We start from the raw sequence: 22,160 nt of genomic DNA, 5'->3' as shown, positions 1-22,160 counted from the left end.
ATTAAGCCTCTTTGCGTCGGGTATCATTAAGGTTGTGAGTGGGAGGTAGAAATTACCCTGCATCCTAAGCCGAACGATAATAGTTATCAAGCGTGGGCCTGCCCAAGGTTACCCGCATAGCCTTTTGCTATTGAGCTTGCGCCGATTAGTGAGCCACTGAGCGGTCGGGATTATCGTCGTGCAACAGCATATCAATCCACTCATCCACATCCCTAATTGGGGAGAAAGCCACATCGATTAACGGGGCAATCATTACCTCGACCGGCAGCGGGGCAAGCAGGGGCTGCAAGCGATGCTTTACGGTTTCAATCAACTCAGATAAGTCTGTGTCGGGTTTATGTTTGCGAAGCGCGTAAATCAGCTCCAGCGCCGCTCGCAGATAACGCTCTATGGCAAATTTTTGCGTAACCGGATCAGCCAACATGGTGTCCGCCACCTCAAGGGCGGCGGCGTAATCTTTTACCGCCAATGCCCAACACTTTTTTTGCAGATGTTTACGCGCCTGTGTCTGCAGGCGGCAACCGAGCATGCCGGTATCCATGGGTTGTTGCCAGTAGGCCTGGGAAATGCTGAGTGCGGCAGTGTTTTTTTCCATGAGAAGCTCCGTTAACCGGTCAGTTTACGCGGGTCGAGAAGTTCGCTCAGCTCTTCGCGGCTGAGGTCGGTCATTTCGCTGGCGACGTCAATAATAGGGCGTCTGCTGGCGTAGGCAGCCTTGGCAATTTCCGCCGCTTTTAAATAGCCCACAATCGGGTTTAGGGCAGTCACTAAAATAGGGTTGCGCGCTACCGATTCTTGCAGTCGCTCGTCGTTCACTTTAAACGTGGCAATGGCCTTGTCGGCCATCAAGCGGCAGCTGTTACTGAGCGGGGTAAGGCTATTCAGCAAATTATGGGCGATCAGTGGGAGGCTGACGTTAAGCTCGAAATTGCCCGATTGCCCGCCTAAAGCAATCGCCGTGTCATTGCCGATGACTTGATAGCCCGCCATTACCGCAGCTTCGGGAATTACCGGGTTCACCTTGCCGGGCATAATGGATGAGCCGGGTTGCAGGGCCTGCAGCTCTATCTCGCCCAGCCCCGCCAAGGGACCAGAGTTCATCCAGCGCAGATCATTGGCAATTTTAATCAAGCTGACAGCGACGCCTTTTAACTGTCCGGAAAGCGCGACGGCGGTGTCCTGGGTGCTGATATGGGTAAAGAAGTTTTGCGCGGGGGTGAATATATGGCCGGTGTGTAAACTCAACTTGTGGCAAAAGCGCTCGGCAAAGTTGGGGTGGGCGTTGATGCCGGTGCCCACCGCAGTTCCACCTTGCGCTAAGCTTTGCAGCTGGCCCTGTAGGTGCTCTAAGTTAGCGGCATGCTGCTCCATGGTGTCGGCCCATGCGTTAATAGGCTGGCTCATGCGCACGGGCATGGCATCCATCAGGTGAGTACGGCCGGTTTTGACGTACTCGTCCAGGCCCTCGGCCTTTTCGCGACAGGTACTAACCAAATGGTTAAGCGCGGGCAGTAATTGTTCCGCTAGGGCCAGGCTCGCACTCACATGAATCGCCGTGGGAATCACATCGTTGCTGCTCTGGCCACAGTTAACATGGTCATTGGGGCTAATGGTCTGGGCGCAGCTTTTGCTCGCCAGGGTCGCCAAGACTTCATTAGCATTCATATTTGAGCTGGTGCCCGAGCCGGTTTGAAACACATCCACCGGAAAGTGATGCAAAAGGGACGGGTCCTTTTGCAGCTTGGCGCAGGCGTTCACAATCGCCTCGGCTACCTCTGCGTCCAGGGTTTCCAGCTCGTGATTGGCCTCGGCAGCGGCGGACTTAATCAGCAGTAGAGCGCGAATAAAACCCTCGGGTAGCGTCTGCCCGCTAATGGGGAAATTGTTCACCGCACGCTGAGTTTGGGCGCCATAGAGTGCATCAATGGGCACCTGAAGCTCGCCCATGCTGTCTTTTTCGGTACGTGTGTGACTCATTGAATACCTCCTGGGGTGATATGGGTGTGTCGGCGGGCTAAGGCTTTGCGCGCAAACGACGATTACCAGTTTGTCACCATCAATATAGCTGAGTTCATACTCACACAAACGATAACGGTTATCAATACTGTTTGTGTCACAAAATGGTTAAATTTCGCGTCGACGTTAACCCAAGGTAAATTAATGTATTTGCTTGAGAAAGCATTGCTTTGGTTTGGCAATATCCATAAAATGAGAATCATTATCGAGCGCCCGGTGGCTACCGCCGGGCGTTTTGTGTATGGCGTTGCTGTTTTAAGTCGGCAAGTACGAGAGGCGATAGTGCCCCGTTAAGAAAGATGGTCAATAGCTAAAACAATGAATCCAGTGAGGACAGAGTGCGAGTAAGTGTTGCGCGGTGGGGAAGTGTCGATGCGACTCGGTAGTGTCAGGTTATGGCATTGGGTGAGCTCAGCGGTTTGTCTGGTGGGGATGCTGCTGTTTGCGGTGACGGGTATTACCCTGAATCACGCGCACCAGATACCCGCGCAGAAATCCACGCTGAGCAAAGAGGGCGTATTAGCCGAACAGGCACTGCAAAACATTGCCTTGCCCGACTCCGATACAGCGCCTTTGTCACGGGATTTACGCATTCAAATTCGCCGCGCTCTGGGGGTTTACCTGCCCGCTAACGCCGAGGCCGAATGGTATGGCGATGAGGTTTACGTGCCGCTGCCTAGGCCCGGCGGTGACGCCTGGCTAAGCCTGGATTTAACCACCGGCGACTTGCTCTACGAAAAAACCAGCCGCGGCGCCATTGCTTATTTGAATGATCTTCATAAGGGCCGCAATACCGGCGCAGCCTGGAGCTGGTTTATCGATATATTCGCCGCCGCCTGTGTGCTGTTTTCATTGACGGGTTTGTGGCTGTTGGTTCGCCAGCGCAACAATCGCCCCGGTACCTGGCCGGCGGTCGCATTGGGCGTGGTTATTCCAGTCATTATTATCGTTTTATTTGTTCATTAACTTAACGCCAAGGAAGCAACACCACTATGAAGTCCTTGAAACATGTTCTACCCCTCGCGCTGCTAACCGGCAGCTTTAGTGCTGGCCAAAGCTTAGCCGCCGATATGCAATTATCTGTCGCTATTCCAGAAATGAACGTTGCCGAATATCACCGCCCCTATGTGGCCGTGTGGGCCATGAATAAAGACGATAAGGCCGTCACTAATGGCGCGGTCTGGTATCAGATTGACGACGATGGCGAGGGCGAGAAATGGCTCAAAGATATGCGCCTTTGGTGGCGTCGCAGCGGCCGTTCGTTAGAGGTACCCATTGATGGCGTGACCGGCGCAACCCGCAAACCCGGCGAGTATGAGGTCAGCCTTACCCATGTCGCACAGCAGCTCACCCCCGGTGATTATGTTTTGTATGTCGAGGCCGCGCGCGAAGTCGGTGGCCGCGAATTACTGAGCGTCGATTTCAGCTGGCCGTCTGACGAGACTCAGACCCTGAGCGCTCAGGGCGACAGCGAGCTCGGCGCCATCACACTTACCATTACCCCTTAATATAAAACCACAGGAGTCGGTTATGAAATTTAAACGTTCTTTGGCGCTGGTACTGGCGTTAACTCTTCCCATGGCGGCCCAGGCGCACCGTTTTTGGGTGCTGCCTGCAGCAACGGTATTATCGGGCGACGACCCTTGGGTCACGGTCGATGCCGCGGTATCCAACGATATTTTTTACTTCAATCACTTTCCTCTTAAAGCCGATTTTTTAAGTGTGGTGAAACCCGACGGCAGCACTGGTGAAATGCTTAACGTAAGCGAAGGTAAGCACCGCACCACTTTTGATTTAAACTTAACCGAGCAGGGCACCTACAAAGTGTTAATGGACTCCAGTGGCCTGCGCGCACGCTGGGAAACCGAAGACGGTGAACGTAAATTCTGGCCCGGCCGCGGCGAGAAGCCCGAGCCAGGTGATTTCGAGAAAAAAGTGCCCAAGCAAGCAAAGAACCTGCAGGTCAGTCACTCTGCCACAAAGCTTGAAGCATTCATTACGGCGGGCGCGCCAACCGACACGGTATTGGCATTAAGCAACCAAGGGCTCGAAATGAAAAGTTCGGTTCACCCCAATGATTTATTTACCGGTGAGCCGGTGGAGCTGCAATTTTTTATGGACGGAAAAGCAACCGAAGGGGTAGAGGTTGTCATTATTCCCGACGGCATGCGCTATCGTGACTCGCAAGAGTCTATGGAGCTGACCACCGACTCCGACGGTAAGATCAACGTCGAGTGGCCACGCGCCGGTCGCTATTGGTTAGAGGCCGAGTATGGTGACGATAATGCCAAGGCTCCGGCAACCTCTCGCAGTGGCAAATACATTGCCACCTTAGAAGTTCTGCCGCTGTAACTATCCTTTATCGATGAGTGAGCTTGAACGCATAGCGCTGGCAGCATTGCTGGCGCTGTTGTATGCGGCGTTTACCGTTTTTTGTTACTGGCGTCATGGCCGCAAGCGTTTGCCCGGTAGGGGAGCGACGGGGCGAGGCGATTGTATTATCGCCTATGCCAGTCAAAGCGGTCGCGCACATGCGCTGGCCGAGCAAACTCTAAGCGCCCTGCATGGCAACGCTGAGCTGATCAACCTTAACCAGCTCGACGAAGAAAAGCTGTTAACCTGCCAGCGGTTGCTGTTAGTTGCCAGTACCTATGGCGATGGCGAAGCCCCCGACAATGGCGCCGCCTTCGCCGCCCGCTTTATACGTTCTTCCAAACCCCTTGATCTGTCTCATTTGCGTGTTAGCGTTTTAGCCTTGGGCGACTCTCACTATGCCGATTACTGCCGGTTTGGTCGTCAGCTACACGCCTGGAGCATAGCCGCTGGTGCCCAAGAGCTAGCCCCTTTAATCGAGCTGGATGCGACCAATCCCGCCGCCGAACATTTAGCGCTGCAGTCCTGGCACCGAATGTTGGCCAATTTAGGGGGCGAGTTTTCAGTAGCCTCGGCTGAGATTACGGTCATGCCTGTCAAGCAAATACTGCACTTAACCGAGCGGGAATGTTTGAATTCAGGTAGCCCGTGGCAGGGGTTGTACCGGCTTGCATTACAGGCTCGCGATAGCCGTTTGCAGTTTTCCGCTGGCGATATCGCCGACGTCTACCCCCGTCAGGATCCCCAGCGTTGTAGCCAACTACTGGATAAGTTGGCGCTGGCACCCGAGTCGGTGTTGGCGTGTCCGGAGGGGCCGCAAACGGCAATTGAATGGTTGGCGACCCGCGAATGGCAAGACCATAGCGTGCCGACCGCCGGTGCCAATTCAGATGCAGTCCATCACTGGTTGCTTAGCCTGCCCGTCATTCAGCCCCGGCAGTACACCATTGCCTGCGCGTCGTGCGCCGATCGAATGGAATTGGTGGTACGCCAACAGTACTCGGCGGATGGACACTTGGGGCTAGCGTCGGGCTTTTTAACCCAACAGGCCCCCTTGGCCACTGAGGTCACTCTGGCAATACGCGACAACAGTGAGTTTCATACTCCGCCGTCAGAACAACCCATTATTTTAATTGGGAATGGTTCGGGCATCGCGGGGTTGCGGGCGCACTTGCAGCACCGAGCCAATACCGGTGGCGAAGCCTGTTGGCTTATCTACGGTGAGCGGGATCCGGCGACGGATCGTCCTTTTGATGCCGAACTCAATGCCTGGCAAGTGCAGGGCGTGATCGAACGGTTGGATCGGGTTTTTTCTCGCAACACTGCCCAAGCTGAATATGTGCAACAAAAGTTAGCCCAGTGTGGCGAATTATTGCACCAGTGGTTAAAGCGGGGGGCGTGTATTTATGTCTGCGGCAGTCGTATTGGTATGGGGCAGGGCGTACACGAGGTACTAACTGAGTTGCTGAGCGAAAACACCTTAACCCAGTTGCAAGCCGAAGGTCGCTACCGACGCGATGTGTATTAAAGCGTTTCGCGCCCCACGGCGAAGGCGCTTAGGTGCTGTCCTGGCAACAGGACTACTCGCAATACTTGGCTTAACCTCGAGCCAGATTGGCGCGCAGCCCAGCCAGAGGATTGAGAAAGACAGCGTCTTTGTCACCGGATCTCGGCACTATCACACCCACCAATTTACTTTGCCCGGGCCCGCTGGTCACGCGTCCTATCAAGTGAGCATTGCCTGGCCGCAAGGCGATATTCCCGCCGATGGTTTTGCCGCGGTCTATGCGCTGGATGGCACGGCCGTAGCTGGGCAGTTGACCGAGCCGTTATTGGCACAGTTACGTGCGGCCGGTGGCCCGGCCATTATTGCGCTCGGGCACGACGTCAATAAACGCTTTGCGTCGCTCGAGCGTACCTATGACTACACCCCGCCCAACGCACAGGGAGAGCCGCTCGACGATCCGATGGGGCGCGCGGGTGGCCGTGCACCTGAGTATTACCGTTTACTGGTAGAGGACATCATTCCCCGAGTGGAGAACATCGCTCCGTTAAACCCGCAGCAGCGAACTTTGTGGGGGCATTCCTACGGCGGTTTGTTCGCACTTTGGAGCACATTTTTGGGCGATGGAAGCTTTAACCGTATCGTCGCGGTGAGCCCCGCGCTTTGGTGGAATAATGGTGAGTTTTTACATCAGCTAAATACACAGCTAAATCTGGGCGAGAAACCTGAGCTGCGCTTGGATATTCACTCGGGCAGCGCCGAACGCAAGGGGGACGACACACCCACAAAGCGCCATGATAATCCGGCCATCAACAATATGATTCGCATGCGCAACCAGCTGCCCGCCGATGCACTGGAAAATTTTTCCCGCGTTTTGCGTGGCGCAGGTGTTGTCGGTGACGATGCCGTGTTTGACGGTTTAAGCCACGGCGCGACTTTTTCACGCTCGTTTGAGTTGACCGTTAAAAATCTTTAGGCAAACAATCCATAAAAAACCGGGGCGTTTTACGCCCCGGTTTTTTTGCCCTTGAACTTTGTGCTTAACTCGCTCGCTTTTGTTTTAGCTCTAACACACTGATTAACAGTGCGGGCAATACCGTCAGGCTGATCAGGGTTGAGACGGCGATGCCGCAGAGCACAATAATCCCCACCCCGCGATACAGTTCGGCGCCCTCGCCAGGCAAAAGTACCAGCGGCGCCAGGCCACATAAAGTGGTAACGGTGGACATGACAATCGGTTTGAGCCGCGTTGCCAATGCGTCCATTACCGCTTGATAAACCGATGTGCTAGCCTCGCTTAAATTGCGACGGGTTTGGTCCACAATCAAAATTGGGTTGTTGACTACGGTACCCAGCAAAATTAAAAAGCCCAGCATGGTAATCATATCGAAGGGTTGATGAAATCCGCCCAGTCCCACGGCTTGCACCGCACTGCCCACGCCGTTTATCGCCACCAAACCCAACAAACCACCGGCCATGCCCAAGGGCACTGTCGCCATAATAAACAGCGGATAACCCCAGTGTTTAAAAATGGCCACCAGCAGCAGGTAGGACAGTACCAGTGCCACCAAAAAGTTACCCGAGAGCGCGTTGCGGGTTTGTTCCAGCTGATCGGCCGCGCCGCCGATGCGGATATCGACTCCGGGCAGTAAATCCCCCTGGTCGCGCAACTTGGGCAGCAATTGCTCGCGCACCATGTGTTCGGCGCGCTCCAGTGCTACCTCGCGCGGGGGAATAATATAAACGGTGACTGTGCGGCGGCCGTTAACCCGGCGCAAGCTTTCGCTGTCTGACTTTTCCACCAGATCCGCAAGGGCCGATAAAGGCAGCAAGCCTGCGCTGGTGGATACAGGGGCCTGACTGAGTTGTTCCAGGCTCTGGCGATTGCCGGCATCGGAGAATAAAAAGACATCGACTTTGTCATCGTCAATAATCAGCTCGTCCACATAAGCGCCGTCACTGAGCGCGGCAATCACATAGCCCAGTTCATCGGCGTCCATACCCACTTCGGCCAATCGCTGCCAGCGCGGTTGCAACTCTACCAGCGGCTGATCCAGGGTCAAGGATGACGGGTTGGAATCCACCTGCGGGTTGTCAAACACATCGCTGGCTAAACGGTAAATGGCATCGGCGGCGCGATACAAAGCGGTTTGCTCGGTGCCGCTAATGTCCAGCGCCACCGCACGGGTGCCGCCGTCATTGCTGGTGATAATCGACCCGCGTGATGAGAAAGCGCGCATGCCCGGATAGGCGCGAAATTTTTCGGTAATGGTCTCCATCATGGTGGCGATGTGATCCGGGTTCACCGGTTCGCTCAAAAACCAGATGCGTCCCACCTGGACCGACAGCATGTAGTACTTGAGCGGCGGCATGGCTGTTTCGCCCGCCTCGAACGCACTGGGGTCATTTTGCAAATGCTGATCGAAATAGGGGCGCAGCTCTTCGGCAATTTTTTCCATGTGCGACATATTGTAGCCGGGCGGGGCGATCATCATGGAAAAGGCTTTGGGCTCTTCGCCCTCGGGCAGGTATTCGGCCTCGGGCATCAGCAGCCAGCTGCCGCCTAAAAACAGCACAATCGCGCCGATTAAAATGATGCCGCGCACCTTGGTTTTTTGCAGCAGGGCGGGAATAAATTTGGGGAGTGTTAAGGTCACGGCCTCGGCTTTGCTGCGGCACACTAAATTTGCGCTGGCAGCTGGCACCACCCAAATCGCCACCAGCATGGAGGCGATAATCGCCGCCGAAATAGCGATGGCAATATCCGAATACAATTGTCCGGCCTCTTGCTCAATAAACAAAATAGGGGCGAAGACCAGTACCGTGGTAAGGGTAGAGGCGAGCACCGCGGGCCAGACTTCGGTTACGCCGGTAATGGCCGCGTCCAGGGCGTTGAGGCCCCGGCGTCGCGCCTGGTTTATGTTCTCTAGCACCACAATGGTATTGTCCACTGTCATGCCAATGGCAAAAGCCACCCCCGCTAGGGAGATCACATTAACGGTGCGGCCAAACATTAACAGGCCTAAAAAAGCGGCGATGGTACAAATCGGAATGCCCATAACACCCACCAGGGTGGAACGGGGGCTTTTAAAAAACCAAAACATCACCAAAGTGGCCAGTACCGCGCCGAGGAACAGGTTGGTCCAGACGTTTTTAACCGAGCCTTCAACATAGCGCACATCGTCGCTCATTAGCGACATGGTCAAGCCGTTGGCAGCCAGTTGGTCGCGATTGATGCGCTCGACCACGGCCATCATCTCTTCTTTAATAGCCATCACATTGGCGCCGCTTTCGCGTTTCACCGACACGGTTAACGAGCGCTCGCCATTGCTGTAGGTCATGGCGCGTAGCTCAAAGTGATCCAGTGAAATATCGGCTACATGCTTGAGCAAAATACTGGTTTGCCCGCGCTGGGTAATGACTAAATTTTCCAGCGCTTGGGCGGATTCAAACCGGCCCACCATGCGCATTAAGTAGCGGCGTTTGCCGCTGTCAATGTCGCCCGCCGAGCTGTCGCGGTTGCGCGCGCGAATGGCGTTGCGTACATCGGTTAAGCTGACGCCGCGGCTGGCGAGTTTTTGTGGGTCCACCAGAATTTGCACCTGGCGTAACGCACCGCCGTTAACATCCACCTGCGAAACTCCGGTCACCCGTTCCATCTGCGGGCGAATATTGTCTTCGGCGTAATCGCGCAGCAGGTCAACATCCAGGTTGCGCGGGTTGCCGGGCAGGGGCTTTAAGGTAAAGTACATAAACGCATTGCTGGAAAATGCGCTGCTGTAAAGCACCGGCTGGTCGACATTCTCGGGGTAACTGGGCACCTGCGACAGGGCATTGCTGACGTTAATCAGCGCCTCGGTAATGTCCACGCCGAAGGGAAATTCCAGGGCAACCTCGGCCTGCCCGGTTTCGGCAAAGCTGGACATGCGCTTCATGTCGGGGATTGAGCGCAGGTAGCGCTCCTGCTCAATCAGAATTTCTTTTTCCACATCCTGCGGTGTGGCGCCCGCCCAGCGGGTGACCACACTAATGGTGCGCACTTCCAAATCGGGAATCATCTGCACCGGAATTTTCAGCGCGGCCACTGTGCCCAGTACACACAGGATCAGTACGCCCACTGCCACCAAAATGGCGTGTTTAACGGCTCCTGCCAGCATTAGCGCACCTCATCCGTATTGCCGACCACTTCAACGGTTTGGCCGTCTTGCAGCAGCTCGTTGCCTTCGGTAACCACCGATTGGCCAACCTCAAGGCCTGAGAGTATTTCAATATGGCCGTTGACTCGTTGGCCAATTTCAACACTTTGGCGCTTGGCCTGATTCTGCTCCACCACAAATACGCTGTAGCGGCGGTCGGGCTGGCGCAATAGCGCGTCGCTCGGAATCATGACCACGCTGGCCTCGCTGTGATTAAGCGGGATGCTGACTCGCGCCGACAGCCCCGCTTGCAGTTCGTCGGTTTGGGGCAGGGCAAGGCGAAGTAAAAAGCTGCGGTTCAGACTGTCGATAACGGGGATTTTGGCCAGTATTTGCGCGTCGTAGGTGGTATCACTGTGGGCATCAAAGCGCACCTTCACCTTGGCATTATCTTGCAGACGGTTTACGTATTCTTGCGGCACGGCAATGTCCAGCCACAGAGTTTGATTACTGACCAGCTCAAAGGTAGGGTCACCCCGGTTTAGCCACTCGCCCAAGTCTACGTTGCGCTGAGCAATGACACCGCTAAAGGGGGCGTATAGCTGATGCCGGGCCACCAGCTCTTGCTGGTAGTCGAGTTCGGCCTGGGCGCGGGCGCGATTGGCTTGTGCCTCGGCTACCAAAGATTCTCGCTGCGCCAGCTCGGTCTGCGCGACAAACTGCTTATCGCTAAGCGCGCGGGCTTCATCCAGGCGGCGCTGGGCTTCTTTTAAAACAACATCTTGTTGGGTGAGGGCGGCTTGCAGGCTGGCAACTTGGGCTTGGGCGAGGGCGGCATCCAACTCGAGCAACAGGTCGCCTTTGTTTACGGTGTCACCTGCCTCGGCGTGCAGGGCAGTGACTATGCCTTCATTCAGGCTGGACAGCTCGGCGTGTTCGGCGGCGCGCGTAGTACCGGTTAGCGCCAGTGTGCGCTGCACCGAGTCGGCCGTTATAGGAGATACCACCACCCGCGCGGCATCCTGTGCAAACACGCTGACGGCCCACAACAATGCCGCCACAGAAACAATGTACTTCATCCCAGTTACCTTTTTATTCGCTGTCTTGATTAACGGAGCCGATTACACACTTTGGCGCCCATGAAAATCGTGTCTCACATTACCACAAATAAGAACCACTTCTATTTGAAATGATGTTTTTTTACATAGTCTCGGTGTCTGTCAATCAAGCAAGGGGCTGATTATGTCGGGGGGATGACAGGATTTAATTTATGGACAGCGAGTTGGGGTAATCGCCGCAATTAATCACACTTTTGAAGGTCGGATGACTTAAACTCTGGGTACAGCAGCGATAATAGTTTTTATTTTAATTAAAAGGACTCCGTGAGATGGCGGGTCACCAAGATACACCAGCAGCCAATAAATACCGCTGGCATATCTCATTTAAAACTACGCTAGTTTCGGTAAACTTTTTCTTTAAGCGTTTTTAAGCGCGTTTTTACGGCATTGGGGTTTGTATCCGTAAGCACTAAGTGACCAAGCTTGCGTCCAGGTCGTACTGATTTGTTGTACCAGTCCAGCGCAACCTTATCTTCCATTTGCGTGCTTTGATCCAGTTCAACGCCCAGCAAATTTAACATGCCTGCACTGCCCATCAGCTCGGTTGAGCCCAGTGGCCAGCCCGCTATCGCACGCATATGATTCTGGAACTGACTGGCGACACCGCAATGCATGGTCCAGTGGCCGCTGTTGTGAACACGCGGCGCCAGTTCGTTTACCCATAGTTGATCCTGAGTTACAAAACACTCCATCGCCATAACACCCACGTAATCGAGCTTTTCTAAAAGTCGTTGGATGCTGGCTTGGCCTTGCGCTGTAAGGGCGCTGGATAAATCCGGGGCAGGGGAGACCGAGTGCAACAAAATACCATTGTCGTGCACATTTTCGGTGGCCGGATAAAAACGCACTTCGCCGTTTGTGGCGCGCACGGCAATAAAAGACACCTCGCGGTCGAACTTCATAAACGGTTCGGCCACATAGGGCACGGCGCCATCCGACTGGGGTTCAAAGTGCGCGTCATCAATAAACTGCTTTACATTATCGTCGTTGTACAAACGCCACTGAGCTTTGCCGTCATAGCCTTGCTCAGTGTGTTTTACCACCATCGGAAATCCGAGTTCATCTACCGCCGTTTGCAAATCTTCGGCCTTGCCTACACTGACAAACGGAGTGTGCGATACGTCGCAATCGATTAGCAGTTGTTTTTCGCGGCGACGGTTTTGACAGTGGTAAATCGCGGTCGGATTCGGGTGCACACTGCAATGTTCGGCCAATTTTTTTAACGGGTCTAAGGAGCACTGTTCGCGCTCAACAGTCACCACATCCGGCTCGCCTGCGGCCTTAAACAAAGCATCGGCGGAGGGGTAGTCTTCCACCGCGATTATGTTGCCCAACCCGGTTACCGGGGCTGTATCTTCATTGTTTTCAGATAAAAAGCTGAAGCTCATGCCCATGGGGATACCCGCCAGGGCCATCATCCTTGCCAGCTGGCCACAGCCAAGAATGGCAACATGCATTATTCAACCTCCACAGGAACAGAGTCAGTCTGACGGGTGCGCCACTCGATAAAGCGTTTGCTTAATTCCGCGTCGCTAAGGGCCAGGATCTGGGCGGCCATTACGCCGGCGTTTGCCGCGCCCGCCTCGCCGATAGCCTGAGTGGCCACAGCAACGCCCTTGGGCATTTGCACAATAGACAGCAGGCTGTCTAAGCCTTTTAGTTGACGGCTGGATACCGGCACAGCAACCACGGGAATATGCGTCATGGCTGCGGCCATGCCGGGCAGGTGGGCTGCCCCCCCCGCGCCAGCGATAATGACGCGAATACCGCGGCCGGGCGCCTGTTCGACAAATTCACACAGGCGCTGGGGCGTGCGGTGTGCTGACACCACCTGGGTTTCATAGGCCACGCCCAGCTCGTCCAATATATCGGCCGCTAAGCGCATAGTCGGCCAATCGGAACGCGAGCCCATAATGATGCTGACAACGGGATCTTGCATAAATAACCTCGAAATGACGAGTAACTGTATTAATCGGAAAAACCGCGCATTTTACCGGAAGTTACCCAGATTAGCCTAATTTTCCCGCCTAAACTGGCTCAGTTACCTGGGGAGCGTTCTACACCTGGCGTCTGTTATGCGAGCGTAATCGTCACACACGCCCTGAAAATAAGCGCCGGTTGCGGTAAAGTGAACCCCTAAAATGAGAAATAAGGGCGAAGAAAATCTTATAAATAACCATATAAAACAATCGCCTACAGGGTTTTCCTCTATTTTATGTTAGGTTTTTAGCCGCGAGCCATCGGTAGAGTTGACGCCGCTGATTGAATCCATCCCACACCAAAAGCAGTGATTGTAATGTCTGAAGATCCCCTAAAAGCGCTTTCCGATATGGCCAGTGAGGTCCACGCCCGTATTCAGGAGCAGCACGAACAGATCAACCCTGTGGTTCAAGTGCGCCGGGGCATGCGGGATATCGGCATTCCCGCCGATGTGATGACCATTGACTGTCTGCGCACTCGCCGTCGTATTAACCTTATCTTGCACGACCAGCAGCCGGGCGCGCTGCTATACCAATTCATTACCATCGAAGACGAAGCGGCTGACGATTTTCAGAGCATGGCGTTTTCCGATATGGATGCGCAGAAGCTATTTGCGTGGATGGAGTCGTATTTTGAGTGATGTTCAGGTTTGTCCCTGTGGCAGCCAGCATCCTTACCGCGACTGCTGTCGCTACCATGCGACAGAGGAGGCGGCGCCCACGCCAGAGGTACTAATGCGATCACGCTATAGCGCTTTTGTGCAGAACCGCGCGGAATACCTGCTGGCCACCTGGCACCAGTCAACCCGGCCCGAGCAACTGGATTTGGCCGATAGCCCGAATTGGGTGGGGTTGTCAGTGTTAGAGGCGGACGAAACGGGCGATAGCGGCCATGTGCACTTTAAAGCCTTTTATCGCTTTAACGATCAATGGCGATTTCTGGAAGAGCGCTCAACGTTTATCCGAGAGGCTGGGCAGTGGTTTTATGTAGAAGGTAAAACCCGGGATGAAAGCTTTAAGCCCGGACGCAACGAGAGCTGCCTGTGCGGCAGTGGCCGTAAGTTTAAACGGTGTTGTGGCTAGGGTTTAATTCGCCGCTTAGCGGTGGACATGCACCGAGGCGGGGTATTTTATTGAAGCCTACGAATTCCCCATAATCCTATTTAACATAATATACATTATGCGCATATGTGGTTGTGTCCGGGACAGCAAGCAAGCGCTCGTGAGGAACGCTGTTGAGGTCCGGCCGGTAAAACTGTAAAATTCAGCCACTAACTCCGTATCTCATTGATTTAAAAGGAAAATTCTATACACCCATAGCCAATCCTGGACCACCTCTCGCTTACGTAGCCGGTTCGTCATGTTGGCGCCGGTTTTCAGCCATCAGGCGCTCAATCATATCGTTCTTAACAGATAGCTCAGCCTCCAGTTTGGCCTGGCTGACGGTAAAATCTTGCACCTTGCTTTGCGCCGATTCAAGGCGTTGCGTCAGCTCATCGATTTGCGAGGCCTGGCGTTGAGCGCTGTCGGCGTACTGCTGCAGATCCGCCGACTGGGTTTGCAATTGCTTATTGGCATCTTCAAGCTTCGTGTCAGCCCGAGTAAGCTTCGATTCGAGGTCCTGTGTTACTTTGCGTGCAGCGTTCAACTCGCTGACCAAGCGCGCGTTGTCTTTGTTGAGCTGCGTTAAATCGCCCTGCTTGACCGAAATTGCCTGGTTTAACGTGCGAATCTCAGCCTGGAGCTGCTGGATTTGATGCTCATGCCGGCACTGATCCTGATCCCTCTGCTCTTTCACTGATTCACGATAATGCTCAAGCGCCTCTCGGCCGTGGCGGTGCTTTTCCTCAAGGGATTCGATATGAGCCTGCTTTTCCTTGAGCAGCGCCGTCGTGCTAGCCTCGCGCTGAGTCGCCGCGTTAAGCTGTTTGTCCAAGGCATCACAGGCTGCGGATTTAGCACTTAGCTCCGAACAGGTCTCGTCAAGCCGGCGTTCCAGCACGTTATGCTGATCGACCATCTGGCCAGCCTCTTGAGTGAGCGCGGCGTAGCGCTCGGAGAGTTCATTGAGCTGGTGCTCATAGTGGCTTTTGCTCTCATCAACAATGCCATGGGCCTCTTCTTGTAAACGCGATGCTAGGCGTGCAATGAGTTCCCTGATGGGCTGGCTCAACAGTGCTTCATCGTCCATCCTGGTGGACGCTTCTTCCTCCAATTCTTTGAGATAGCGATGAATCGTTGATTTAGAGCCGGTGTTACCGAGCTCAATGCGTATCGCGTCAATGGACGGGTTTTCTCCCCTGGCTAGAACGGCCTGATGGGCCTTGGCCACCAATGCTTTGTTGATACCGCCACGAGCCATGCTGTCCTCTCCTGTTTATTTCGTACTATAATACGTAATATGTATATACGTACTATTCTAGCTCATGAATGAGGCTTAGCACAGCCTATATATGACAAAGAATAATAAAATATTATCTAATATTAGAGCGTTTTTTGTCCAAATCGACCCCAAAATCTGTACAGATATAGCTTTTCCAGAGCTGCGGCCTAATGAAGACGGTTAGAATCGTGACAATCAGGAGTGAGGTCCCGTAAACGGCAAAAGAGTTGTATTGCCTGAACGCTTGCTAGTAAACTCAACCGCATGAAAAAACGCTCTCTGATCCTGTTTTTAATGTTGCTAGCTATCGCGAATCTCGTATTCGCGGCGGACTGGCATGAGCGAGTAACAGGAGACGAGGCCGCGTTGGAATATTTGGCCAATGCTGAGGGTAACGTCGGCACCGATCGCGGCAATCACTCTCACCCTCCTGGGGGGAGCTGTGTTCACAGCCATAGCTGCCATGCCCACTCCCATCTGTTTTTTGTTGAAACCAGTGGGCATGGGCTCGATTTACCCTCCGCACCTCGTTGGCGAGCGGAAGACCTGTCTTTACCTCCACAGCACTTTTTGGCACCTGATGTGCCCCCTCCCATTGCCTAATTTCATGCACTAGAGATCCTCTGTCGGTTTTTGCTCGGCACCTTGCCCTATGCAGAACGGCATATTTCTATCACTGAAAATTCAGGCAGGTAATGCATGTTTATTTCTTTATTAACTCTCTCTTCTCAGAGGAGAGGGATACTGGCGGTCTGGGCTTTGCTATTGGTCATGACTGCCACGCCCGTTGTGGCGGAGCCGATGCCTCTTTCATTAAACGAAGCATTGGCCTACACGTTGGAGCGCCATCCCGAGCTGGCGCAATTCTCTTATCGACGCCGCGCGGCTGAAGCTCGCGAGCTTCAAGCCGCTTTGCGTCCCAACCCGGAGCTCGCTGCCGAAGTAGAAAATATCGGCGGCAGCGGCCGCTTTGCCGGAACGGACTCCGCTGAAATCTCACTTGTCTTGAGCCAGCTGATCGAATTGGGCGGCAAGCGCGATCAGCGCCAAGAGGTTGCCCGCTACCGCACCGATCTAGTGGATAGCGAATATCAGCAAGTCCGCTGGCAAGTGCTCGCGGAAACCGTACGCCGATTTCTCGGGGTAGCCGAAGCCCAAGAACAGATCCAACTGGCTTCACTGTCGCTAGAATTAGCACAAGAAAGCAGGGAGACTATCCGTAAGCGTGCGCAAGCGGGAACAGCCAGTGACGCTTCTCTTCAACGCTCGGCCATTTTGGTCACACGGGCGGAGCTCGCCGTAGACTCTGCCCATCAACAACTGGCGTCTGCGCGGGTGGCGTTGGCTGCTCAATGGGGCGAGAGCGAACCGAATTTTGAGCAGGTTCACGCCGATTTGTACCAACTTGTGGAGCTGCCTGATTTTAACCAGATCCGTCGCCAGCTAGAAAATGCGCCGCAGCTATCTCGCTATATCACCGAAAAACGCCTGCGCGAGGCGGAATTGCAGTTGGCACAAACTCGGGGTCGGCAAGACCTTCGAATCGGTGTGGGCGTCAAGCAAATGCAAGAAACCGACGATCACGCTTTTACTCTGAGCCTGTCCATGCCTATTGGAGTCAATGACCGTAACCAGGGAGAGGTCCGGGCTCGACGTGCAGAATACGAGCAACTGGCACTGGAAGAGAAAGCCACACGGGTACATCTTATGGCCCGAATTCAACGGCTTTATCAGGAGCTGGAGGTATTTCGCAGCACCGCAACTCGCTTGCGGGGTGAAGCTTTACCTTCTGCGCGCGCCGCTTTTGAGAGTATTCGCAGAGGCTACCAAGAGGGTTTGTATAGCTACCTTGAGCTAGTCGATGCGGGACGGGAACGTCTGGCGGTAGAGAGTGATGCACTTAAAGCAGCTGTAAATTTTCACCAGACACTGGTGACTCTCGAACAGCTCACCGGCACGGGCCTAACCGGGCAATGGAGTCTGACTCCCAATTCAATCGATGGGGCCACCGAACCCTATGAACCCCAACCCCGTTACATTAAAGAACAAGCAGGTGAATCATGAAGTCGTTAGCATCTTTCTGGATTTTTATGATGAGTATGGCGCTGCCTTTGTCTGGAGTCAGCATCAGCGTACAGGCTCAAGAAGCCGAACACAGCGATCACGAGCATGAGCAGACGCAAAAAGAGAAAACCCATAACGACGAAGATAGTGGCGAGCACGACGATCATAGTGAGCACGAGGACCACGAAGAAGGTCATGATGACCACCAAGACCACGGAGAGAACGAGGGAGCCCATGATGAAGCTGGTGAGGAAGCCCACGAGGAGCATGATGAACATGGAGGACATGAAGAGCAAAGCACCTCGATAGATCCCCAAACGCTACGGGCGCTGGGCGCAGAAGTGAGTATCGCAAGTCCCGGAAGAGTGAGTCAAACCGTGTCTTTACCGGGCGAGGTCCGCCTGAATAAAGAGGCGGTGGCTCAGATCACCCCTCGCTACCCTGCGCAGATTGTCGATGTTAGCGCCCGAATCGGCGATTCTGTCGCCGCAGGAGATACGCTGGCCATTGGTGAAAGCTCTCAGACCCTACAACGTTTCTCGCTCAAGTCCCTAATTCGCGGCACTGTCATTGATCGTTCCGTAACGCTGGGTGAACATATCCAGCCTAGTGACGCAGCGTTCGTAGTCGCGGACCTTTCGACGCTCTGGGTCGATATTGCACTCTATCCACGACAGATTGGGCTCGTAAAAAAGGGCCAACCGGTGCGCATTTCCACGACGTTCGGCCCCGAGCCTGTCAACACCCAGATCGACTATCTCGATCCCATGGTCAGCGAACAACTGCGGACCGGCCTGGCTCGAATTTATCTTGATAATGCCGCAGGCCAATGGAGACCCGGCATGTTCATTGATGCGGAGGTAACTCTGACCGAGACGGAAGCCGAAGTGGTGGTGCCTCAGACGGCGGTAATCAAGTATCAGGGCCGTCAGGTAGTGTTTGTAAAAGAGGGTGACAGTTGGCACCCCAGGCCTGTCGTCCTAGGGGCAAAAGATCGAGGTCAGGTGGTTATCCTGTCGGGCGTCTCCTCAGGTGAACAGTACGTCGCGAAAGGTGGCTTCACGCTGAAAGCGGATTTGCTCAAGAGCGAATTCGAATCGGGCCACAACCACTAGTACTCGGAGGTTTTTATGCAGGCGATAATTAGAGCGGCGTTGCAAAACCGGCTGCTGGTGGTAGTGATTGCACTGGCTTGTGTGATTGGCGGTTATGCCGCTTATCGTAGTTTACCGGTAGACGCTTACCCGGACATTTCCCCCTCATTGGTGCAGGTATTTGTTGAGACTGAAGGTCTCGCGCCGGAGGAAGTAGAAAAATATGTGACCTACCCTCTTGAAAGCTCCATGAATGGTTTACCGAAGCTAGACCACGTCAGGTCAGTGTCCAATTTTGGTCTATCGGTGGTAAACATCTATTTCGAAGATGGAACCGACATTTATTTCGCCCGACAATTGGTTAGCGAACGATTGCAACAGGCCAGAGAGGCCATTCCGGATGGATTTGGTGAACCGGTTATGGGGCCGATCACCACCGGCCTGGGACAGATTCTGTTTTATGTTCTGGAAGACACCAGTGGCGAGTACAGCCGCACCGATATGCGAGAGATTCAGGACTGGATCGTCAAGTTCAATCTGCAGACGGTCAAAGGCGTCACCGAGGTACTTTCCATTGGCGGCAACGTCAAGCAGTTTCAGGTGCGCATTGATCCCGACGCACTATTGCGCTTTGACATCTCCTTGCCACAAGTTAAACGCCGGATCGAGCAGAACAACGCCAATGCGGGTGCTCAGTTTATCATCCAGAATGACGAGCAATACATCGTTCGCTCTGTCGGCCTCGCAGAAGACCTGGATGACTTGCGTAACATTGTGGTCAAAAGTGCCGATGGAGTGCCGGTCTACCTGCACCAACTCGGCGAGCTGACTATTGGCGGGGAAATTCGTCGAGGGTTGACCACTAAGGATGGTAAAGGCGAAGCCGTGGTAGGTATGGTGCTCAAGCTAATTGGTGCCAACACCTCTAACGTGATCAGTGCTGTGAAGGACGAGCTGACAACCATCAATGCTAATTTGCCGGAAGGAATTCAAGTCAGTCCCTATTATGACCAGGCACAATTGGTCGAGGCCGCCGTCTCTACTGTGACGAATGCGTTACTCCAGGGTATTGTCTTAGTCGCAATCATATTACTCGTCTTTATGGGAGGGTGGCGCCCCAGCCTGGTGGTAGCCCTATCCATTCCGTTTTCGGTGTGCTTGGCATTGATTGCCATGAAATGGTTTGGGATTTCCGCAAACCTGATGTCTCTGGGCGGCCTAGCTATTGCCATTGGCATGATGGTAGACGGCGCTGTAGTCGTGGTAGAGAACATCGACCGACTTTTACGTGAATCGTCCTCGGATGAGTCACGCATGCACATTGTGGCGAGGGCCAGCCAGGCGGTAGCAAGACCAATACTCTTTGCCATAAGTATCATCATTGTGGTGTTCTTGCCGTTGTTCAGCTTGCAGGGGGTTGAAGGTGCCACTTTCCGGCCACTGGCATACACGGTATCTCTAGCCATGATGGGCTCGTTGATCTTTGCATTGGTAGTGGCACCGGTGGTGGCTTCGCTTATCATGCGCCGCCCTAAATCAACTCAGACTTCGGACGAGCCCGGTGGCCTTATTGGCTTGATCGCCCGGGGTTACCGACCACTCGTTCAGGGCGTTATTCGCAACCGCTGGATTGGTGTGACCATTGCAGTGGTGGTTCTGACAATCGGGGTCGTTATCGGTCCACGCCTCGGCTCGGAGTTTGTACCGCGATTCAACGAAGGAGACCTATTGATCCGAGCTACAATGGCGCCCTCCATCTCGCTTGATAAAGCCAAGCAGTCGATGACGCTGTTTGAACGTCAACTATTGGAGCGCTTTCCCGAAGTAACTCAGGTAGTAACCCGCATCGGTCGCGGTGAAGTCGGGGCACATGCAGACCCAGTCAATAGTGCGGAAATCTTTGTCGGACTTAAACCCAAGGAGCAATGGAAGACGGCGAAGACACTGGACGGCCTATACTCTGCAATGAGTGCCGAGTTCGAAGATTTTCCTGGCACCAAGTTCAACTTTACACAGCCGATTGCAGCCGCTGTTGATGAACTGCTAACAGGCACGAAAGCCGAGCTGGCCGCTAAGCTATTTGGCGATGATCTGGAGGTTCTGGATCGTAAAGCCACGGAGATTGCCGAGGTCATGCGCCGAGTCTCTGGTGGAGAAGATGTCCAGAAAGACCAAGTGGGTGGTACGCCTCAAGTCCAAGTTCAGTTGGACCGGAAGGCTATAGCCCGCTATAACTTGAATGTGTCGGATGTGCAGGAAACCATCAGGGTTGGTGTAGGTGGCGAGAGCGCCGGTCAGGTATTCGAAGGTATTCGTCGCTTCGATATCTATGTGCGGCTGGCAGAGTCGTCAAGAGATAAAACCGAGGTTATTCGGGACCTAAAGGTTCGCAATGAACTGGGGCAGCAGATTCCTCTCAGTGAACTCGCCAGCGTGGAAGAAGTGGTTGGTCCACGACAGGTTACCCGGGAAAATAATCAGAGATTTATCACCATTCAGGCCAACGTCCGCGACCGTGATATCGGCTCCTATGTGGCCGAGGCGGACCAGATGATTACCGAGCAGGTGGAGCTTCCACCGGGCTACTTCCTGAAATGGGGCGGCCAATTTGAACTTCAGCAGCAGGCCAACAAACGCCTGATGGTGGTAGTTCCGATTACCTTGGCGCTGGTGTTTCTGATGCTATACGCAAACTTCGGTTCTTTGCGTAATGCTCTGCTGATCATGCTTAACATTCCCCTAGCTCTGGTCGGGGGTATTGTGTCGCTGTGGTTGGCGGGGTTGAGTTTGTCAGTGCCAGCCTCTGTAGGCTTTATCGCCCTATTCGGCATAGCGCTTGAAAACGGTCTGGTACTGGTCAGTTACTTAAACGAGTTAGTGCGTGATGGCGTGCCCATGCGCAAAGCCTGTGTTCAAGGCGCGATGGCGCGATTGCGCCCGGTCATCATGACCGCCGTGACCACAGGCCTCGGTTTAGCGCCGTTGCTGTTTGCCACCGGAACCGGCAGCGAAGTTCAGCGCCCTTTGGCGGCTGTGGTAATTGGTGGGCTGGTAACCGCCACCATTCTCACGCTGGTGATTCTACCAGCTCTTTACCCTTGGTTCGCCGATCGTTCCAACGGCGAGAACTCAACGTCTTGAGGTGACACCATGCAAGAGATAAAAGCCTATATTAAAACCCGGAAACTGGAATCGGTCACTCTGGCGCTGCATCGACTAGATGGAATCACCGGGATGAGCGCCTCGGAAGTTCGGGGTTTTGGCCGTAGCAAGGCGCACAGCAGCGCCACGCACCCGATTGCTGGTGCCTCAGAGTTCTCCGAGCATGTGAAGGTGGAGGTTGTGTGTCAGGACCACCTCGTCGATGCCGTAGTGGAGCTGCTAAAGGCCGAAGCCCATACAGGACTTAGGGGGGACGGCCGTATCTTTATTAGCGATATTAGACGGGCAATCCGCATTCAAGATGGTATCGAAGACACCAACGTCGTCTAAA

General features: G+C 54.1%; 18 protein-coding genes. 11 read left to right on the top strand and 7 right to left on the bottom strand.

The window, feature by feature from the left end:
• Positions 1-145: 145 nt before the first annotated feature.
• Positions 146-595: a hypothetical protein gene (locus tag M6D89_RS04210; protein ID WP_253966774.1), complete on the bottom strand. Its 450-nt coding sequence runs from the start codon at positions 593-595 to the stop codon at positions 146-148.
• 11 nt (positions 596-606) lie between these two features.
• The gene (locus tag M6D89_RS04205; RefSeq protein WP_253966773.1) at positions 607-1,977 is read right to left on the bottom strand and encodes a class II fumarate hydratase; all 1,371 of its coding nucleotides are present in this window, start codon (positions 1,975-1,977) and stop codon (positions 607-609) included.
• 411 nt (positions 1,978-2,388) lie between these two features.
• Here M6D89_RS04205 and M6D89_RS04200 point away from each other — a divergent pair, with 411 nt between their 5' ends.
• From M6D89_RS04200 to M6D89_RS04180, 5 genes are all read left to right on the top strand, one after another.
• Positions 2,389-2,982, top strand: a complete 594-nt coding sequence (locus tag M6D89_RS04200; RefSeq protein ID WP_254722096.1) for a PepSY-associated TM helix domain-containing protein — start codon at positions 2,389-2,391, stop codon at positions 2,980-2,982.
• Between the two features lie 26 nt (positions 2,983-3,008).
• Complete coding sequence (locus M6D89_RS04195; protein WP_253966771.1) at positions 3,009-3,524, top strand: DUF2271 domain-containing protein; 516 nt, start codon at positions 3,009-3,011, stop codon at positions 3,522-3,524.
• Between the two features lie 22 nt (positions 3,525-3,546).
• On the top strand, positions 3,547-4,368 hold the full coding sequence (locus tag M6D89_RS04190) for a DUF4198 domain-containing protein (protein ID WP_253966770.1): 822 nt from the start codon (positions 3,547-3,549) through the stop codon (positions 4,366-4,368).
• Between the two features lie 13 nt (positions 4,369-4,381).
• Positions 4,382-5,917: a flavodoxin domain-containing protein gene (locus M6D89_RS04185; protein WP_253966769.1), complete on the top strand. Its 1,536-nt coding sequence runs from the start codon at positions 4,382-4,384 to the stop codon at positions 5,915-5,917.
• 202 nt (positions 5,918-6,119) lie between these two features.
• Positions 6,120-6,869 carry an alpha/beta hydrolase gene (locus M6D89_RS04180; RefSeq protein ID WP_253966768.1) on the top strand — a complete coding sequence of 250 codons (750 nt, stop codon included), beginning with the start codon at positions 6,120-6,122 and terminating at the stop codon, positions 6,867-6,869.
• A gap of 64 nt (positions 6,870-6,933) precedes the next feature.
• Here the strand turns inward: M6D89_RS04180 and M6D89_RS04175 are convergent, their stop codons facing one another.
• From M6D89_RS04175 to purE, 4 genes are all read right to left on the bottom strand, one after another.
• Positions 6,934-10,050 (bottom strand): efflux RND transporter permease subunit, encoded by a 3,117-nt coding sequence (locus M6D89_RS04175; RefSeq protein WP_253966767.1) that lies wholly within the window; start codon positions 10,048-10,050, stop codon positions 6,934-6,936.
• Positions 10,050-11,108 (bottom strand): efflux RND transporter periplasmic adaptor subunit, encoded by a 1,059-nt coding sequence (locus M6D89_RS04170; protein WP_253966766.1) that lies wholly within the window; start codon positions 11,106-11,108, stop codon positions 10,050-10,052. Before M6D89_RS04170 ends, M6D89_RS04175 begins: the two co-directional genes overlap by 1 nt.
• A gap of 374 nt (positions 11,109-11,482) precedes the next feature.
• Positions 11,483-12,604 carry a 5-(carboxyamino)imidazole ribonucleotide synthase gene (locus M6D89_RS04165; protein WP_253966765.1) on the bottom strand — a complete coding sequence of 374 codons (1,122 nt, stop codon included), beginning with the start codon at positions 12,602-12,604 and terminating at the stop codon, positions 11,483-11,485.
• The gene (purE, locus tag M6D89_RS04160) at positions 12,604-13,086 is read right to left on the bottom strand and encodes a 5-(carboxyamino)imidazole ribonucleotide mutase (RefSeq protein ID WP_253966764.1); all 483 of its coding nucleotides are present in this window, start codon (positions 13,084-13,086) and stop codon (positions 12,604-12,606) included. The genes M6D89_RS04165 and purE overlap by 1 nt, the downstream gene beginning before the upstream one ends.
• A 357-nt stretch (positions 13,087-13,443) precedes the next feature.
• Between purE and M6D89_RS04155 the strand changes: the two genes are divergently transcribed.
• Both M6D89_RS04155 and M6D89_RS04150 read left to right on the top strand, forming a co-directional pair.
• On the top strand, positions 13,444-13,767 hold the full coding sequence (locus M6D89_RS04155) for a hypothetical protein (protein WP_253966763.1): 324 nt from the start codon (positions 13,444-13,446) through the stop codon (positions 13,765-13,767).
• Positions 13,724-14,209, top strand: coding sequence for a YchJ family protein (locus M6D89_RS04150; RefSeq protein WP_253966762.1), 486 nt, complete (start codon positions 13,724-13,726; stop codon positions 14,207-14,209). Before M6D89_RS04155 ends, M6D89_RS04150 begins: the two co-directional genes overlap by 44 nt.
• Before the next feature lie 259 nt (positions 14,210-14,468).
• Here M6D89_RS04150 and M6D89_RS04145 read toward each other — a convergent pair whose 3' ends face one another.
• Positions 14,469-15,488 (bottom strand): DNA-binding protein, encoded by a 1,020-nt coding sequence (locus M6D89_RS04145; protein WP_253966761.1) that lies wholly within the window; start codon positions 15,486-15,488, stop codon positions 14,469-14,471.
• Positions 15,489-16,310: 822 nt separating this feature from the next.
• Between M6D89_RS04145 and M6D89_RS04140 the strand changes: the two genes are divergently transcribed.
• From M6D89_RS04140 to M6D89_RS04125, 4 genes are read left to right on the top strand one after another with little or no spacing between them, the layout of a single operon-like run.
• Complete coding sequence (locus M6D89_RS04140; protein WP_253966760.1) at positions 16,311-17,573, top strand: TolC family protein; 1,263 nt, start codon at positions 16,311-16,313, stop codon at positions 17,571-17,573.
• A complete protein-coding gene (locus M6D89_RS04135; RefSeq protein ID WP_253966759.1) occupies positions 17,570-18,688 on the top strand; it encodes an efflux RND transporter periplasmic adaptor subunit in 1,119 nt (372 codons plus the stop codon). Before M6D89_RS04140 ends, M6D89_RS04135 begins: the two co-directional genes overlap by 4 nt.
• A gap of 15 nt (positions 18,689-18,703) precedes the next feature.
• The gene (locus M6D89_RS04130; protein ID WP_253966758.1) at positions 18,704-21,808 is read left to right on the top strand and encodes an efflux RND transporter permease subunit; all 3,105 of its coding nucleotides are present in this window, start codon (positions 18,704-18,706) and stop codon (positions 21,806-21,808) included.
• A 9-nt stretch (positions 21,809-21,817) separates the two neighbouring features.
• Complete coding sequence (locus tag M6D89_RS04125; RefSeq protein ID WP_253966757.1) at positions 21,818-22,159, top strand: P-II family nitrogen regulator; 342 nt, start codon at positions 21,818-21,820, stop codon at positions 22,157-22,159.
• Position 22,160: the final 1 nt, after the last annotated feature.

Source organism: Gilvimarinus xylanilyticus, from assembly GCF_024195295.1.
GTDB lineage: Bacteria > Pseudomonadota > Gammaproteobacteria > Pseudomonadales > Cellvibrionaceae > Gilvimarinus > Gilvimarinus xylanilyticus.
This window is presented reverse-complemented; position numbering and strand designations above follow the sequence as displayed.

Excerpts from the sequence above, each read along its gene's own strand:
- M6D89_RS04210 (WP_253966774.1), bottom strand. The coding sequence starts at position 595 with ATGGAAAAAAACACTGCCGCACTCAGCATTTCCCAGGCCTACTGGCAA.
- M6D89_RS04205 (WP_253966773.1), bottom strand. The coding sequence starts at position 1,977 with ATGAGTCACACACGTACCGAAAAAGACAGCATGGGCGAGCTTCAGGTG.
- M6D89_RS04200 (WP_254722096.1), top strand. The coding sequence starts at position 2,389 with ATGCGACTCGGTAGTGTCAGGTTATGGCATTGGGTGAGCTCAGCGGTT.
- M6D89_RS04195 (WP_253966771.1), top strand. The coding sequence starts at position 3,009 with ATGAAGTCCTTGAAACATGTTCTACCCCTCGCGCTGCTAACCGGCAGC.
- M6D89_RS04190 (WP_253966770.1), top strand. The coding sequence starts at position 3,547 with ATGAAATTTAAACGTTCTTTGGCGCTGGTACTGGCGTTAACTCTTCCC.
- M6D89_RS04185 (WP_253966769.1), top strand. The coding sequence starts at position 4,382 with ATGAGTGAGCTTGAACGCATAGCGCTGGCAGCATTGCTGGCGCTGTTG.
- M6D89_RS04175 (WP_253966767.1), bottom strand. The coding sequence starts at position 10,050 with ATGCTGGCAGGAGCCGTTAAACACGCCATTTTGGTGGCAGTGGGCGTA.
- M6D89_RS04170 (WP_253966766.1), bottom strand. The coding sequence starts at position 11,108 with ATGAAGTACATTGTTTCTGTGGCGGCATTGTTGTGGGCCGTCAGCGTG.
- M6D89_RS04165 (WP_253966765.1), bottom strand. The coding sequence starts at position 12,604 with ATGCATGTTGCCATTCTTGGCTGTGGCCAGCTGGCAAGGATGATGGCC.
- purE (WP_253966764.1), bottom strand. The coding sequence starts at position 13,086 with ATGCAAGATCCCGTTGTCAGCATCATTATGGGCTCGCGTTCCGATTGG.
- M6D89_RS04155 (WP_253966763.1), top strand. The coding sequence starts at position 13,444 with ATGTCTGAAGATCCCCTAAAAGCGCTTTCCGATATGGCCAGTGAGGTC.
- M6D89_RS04150 (WP_253966762.1), top strand. The coding sequence starts at position 13,724 with ATGCGCAGAAGCTATTTGCGTGGATGGAGTCGTATTTTGAGTGATGTT.
- M6D89_RS04145 (WP_253966761.1), bottom strand. The coding sequence starts at position 15,488 with ATGGCTCGTGGCGGTATCAACAAAGCATTGGTGGCCAAGGCCCATCAG.
- M6D89_RS04140 (WP_253966760.1), top strand. The coding sequence starts at position 16,311 with ATGCCTCTTTCATTAAACGAAGCATTGGCCTACACGTTGGAGCGCCAT.
- M6D89_RS04135 (WP_253966759.1), top strand. The coding sequence starts at position 17,570 with ATGAAGTCGTTAGCATCTTTCTGGATTTTTATGATGAGTATGGCGCTG.
- M6D89_RS04130 (WP_253966758.1), top strand. The coding sequence starts at position 18,704 with ATGCAGGCGATAATTAGAGCGGCGTTGCAAAACCGGCTGCTGGTGGTA.
- M6D89_RS04125 (WP_253966757.1), top strand. The coding sequence starts at position 21,818 with ATGCAAGAGATAAAAGCCTATATTAAAACCCGGAAACTGGAATCGGTC.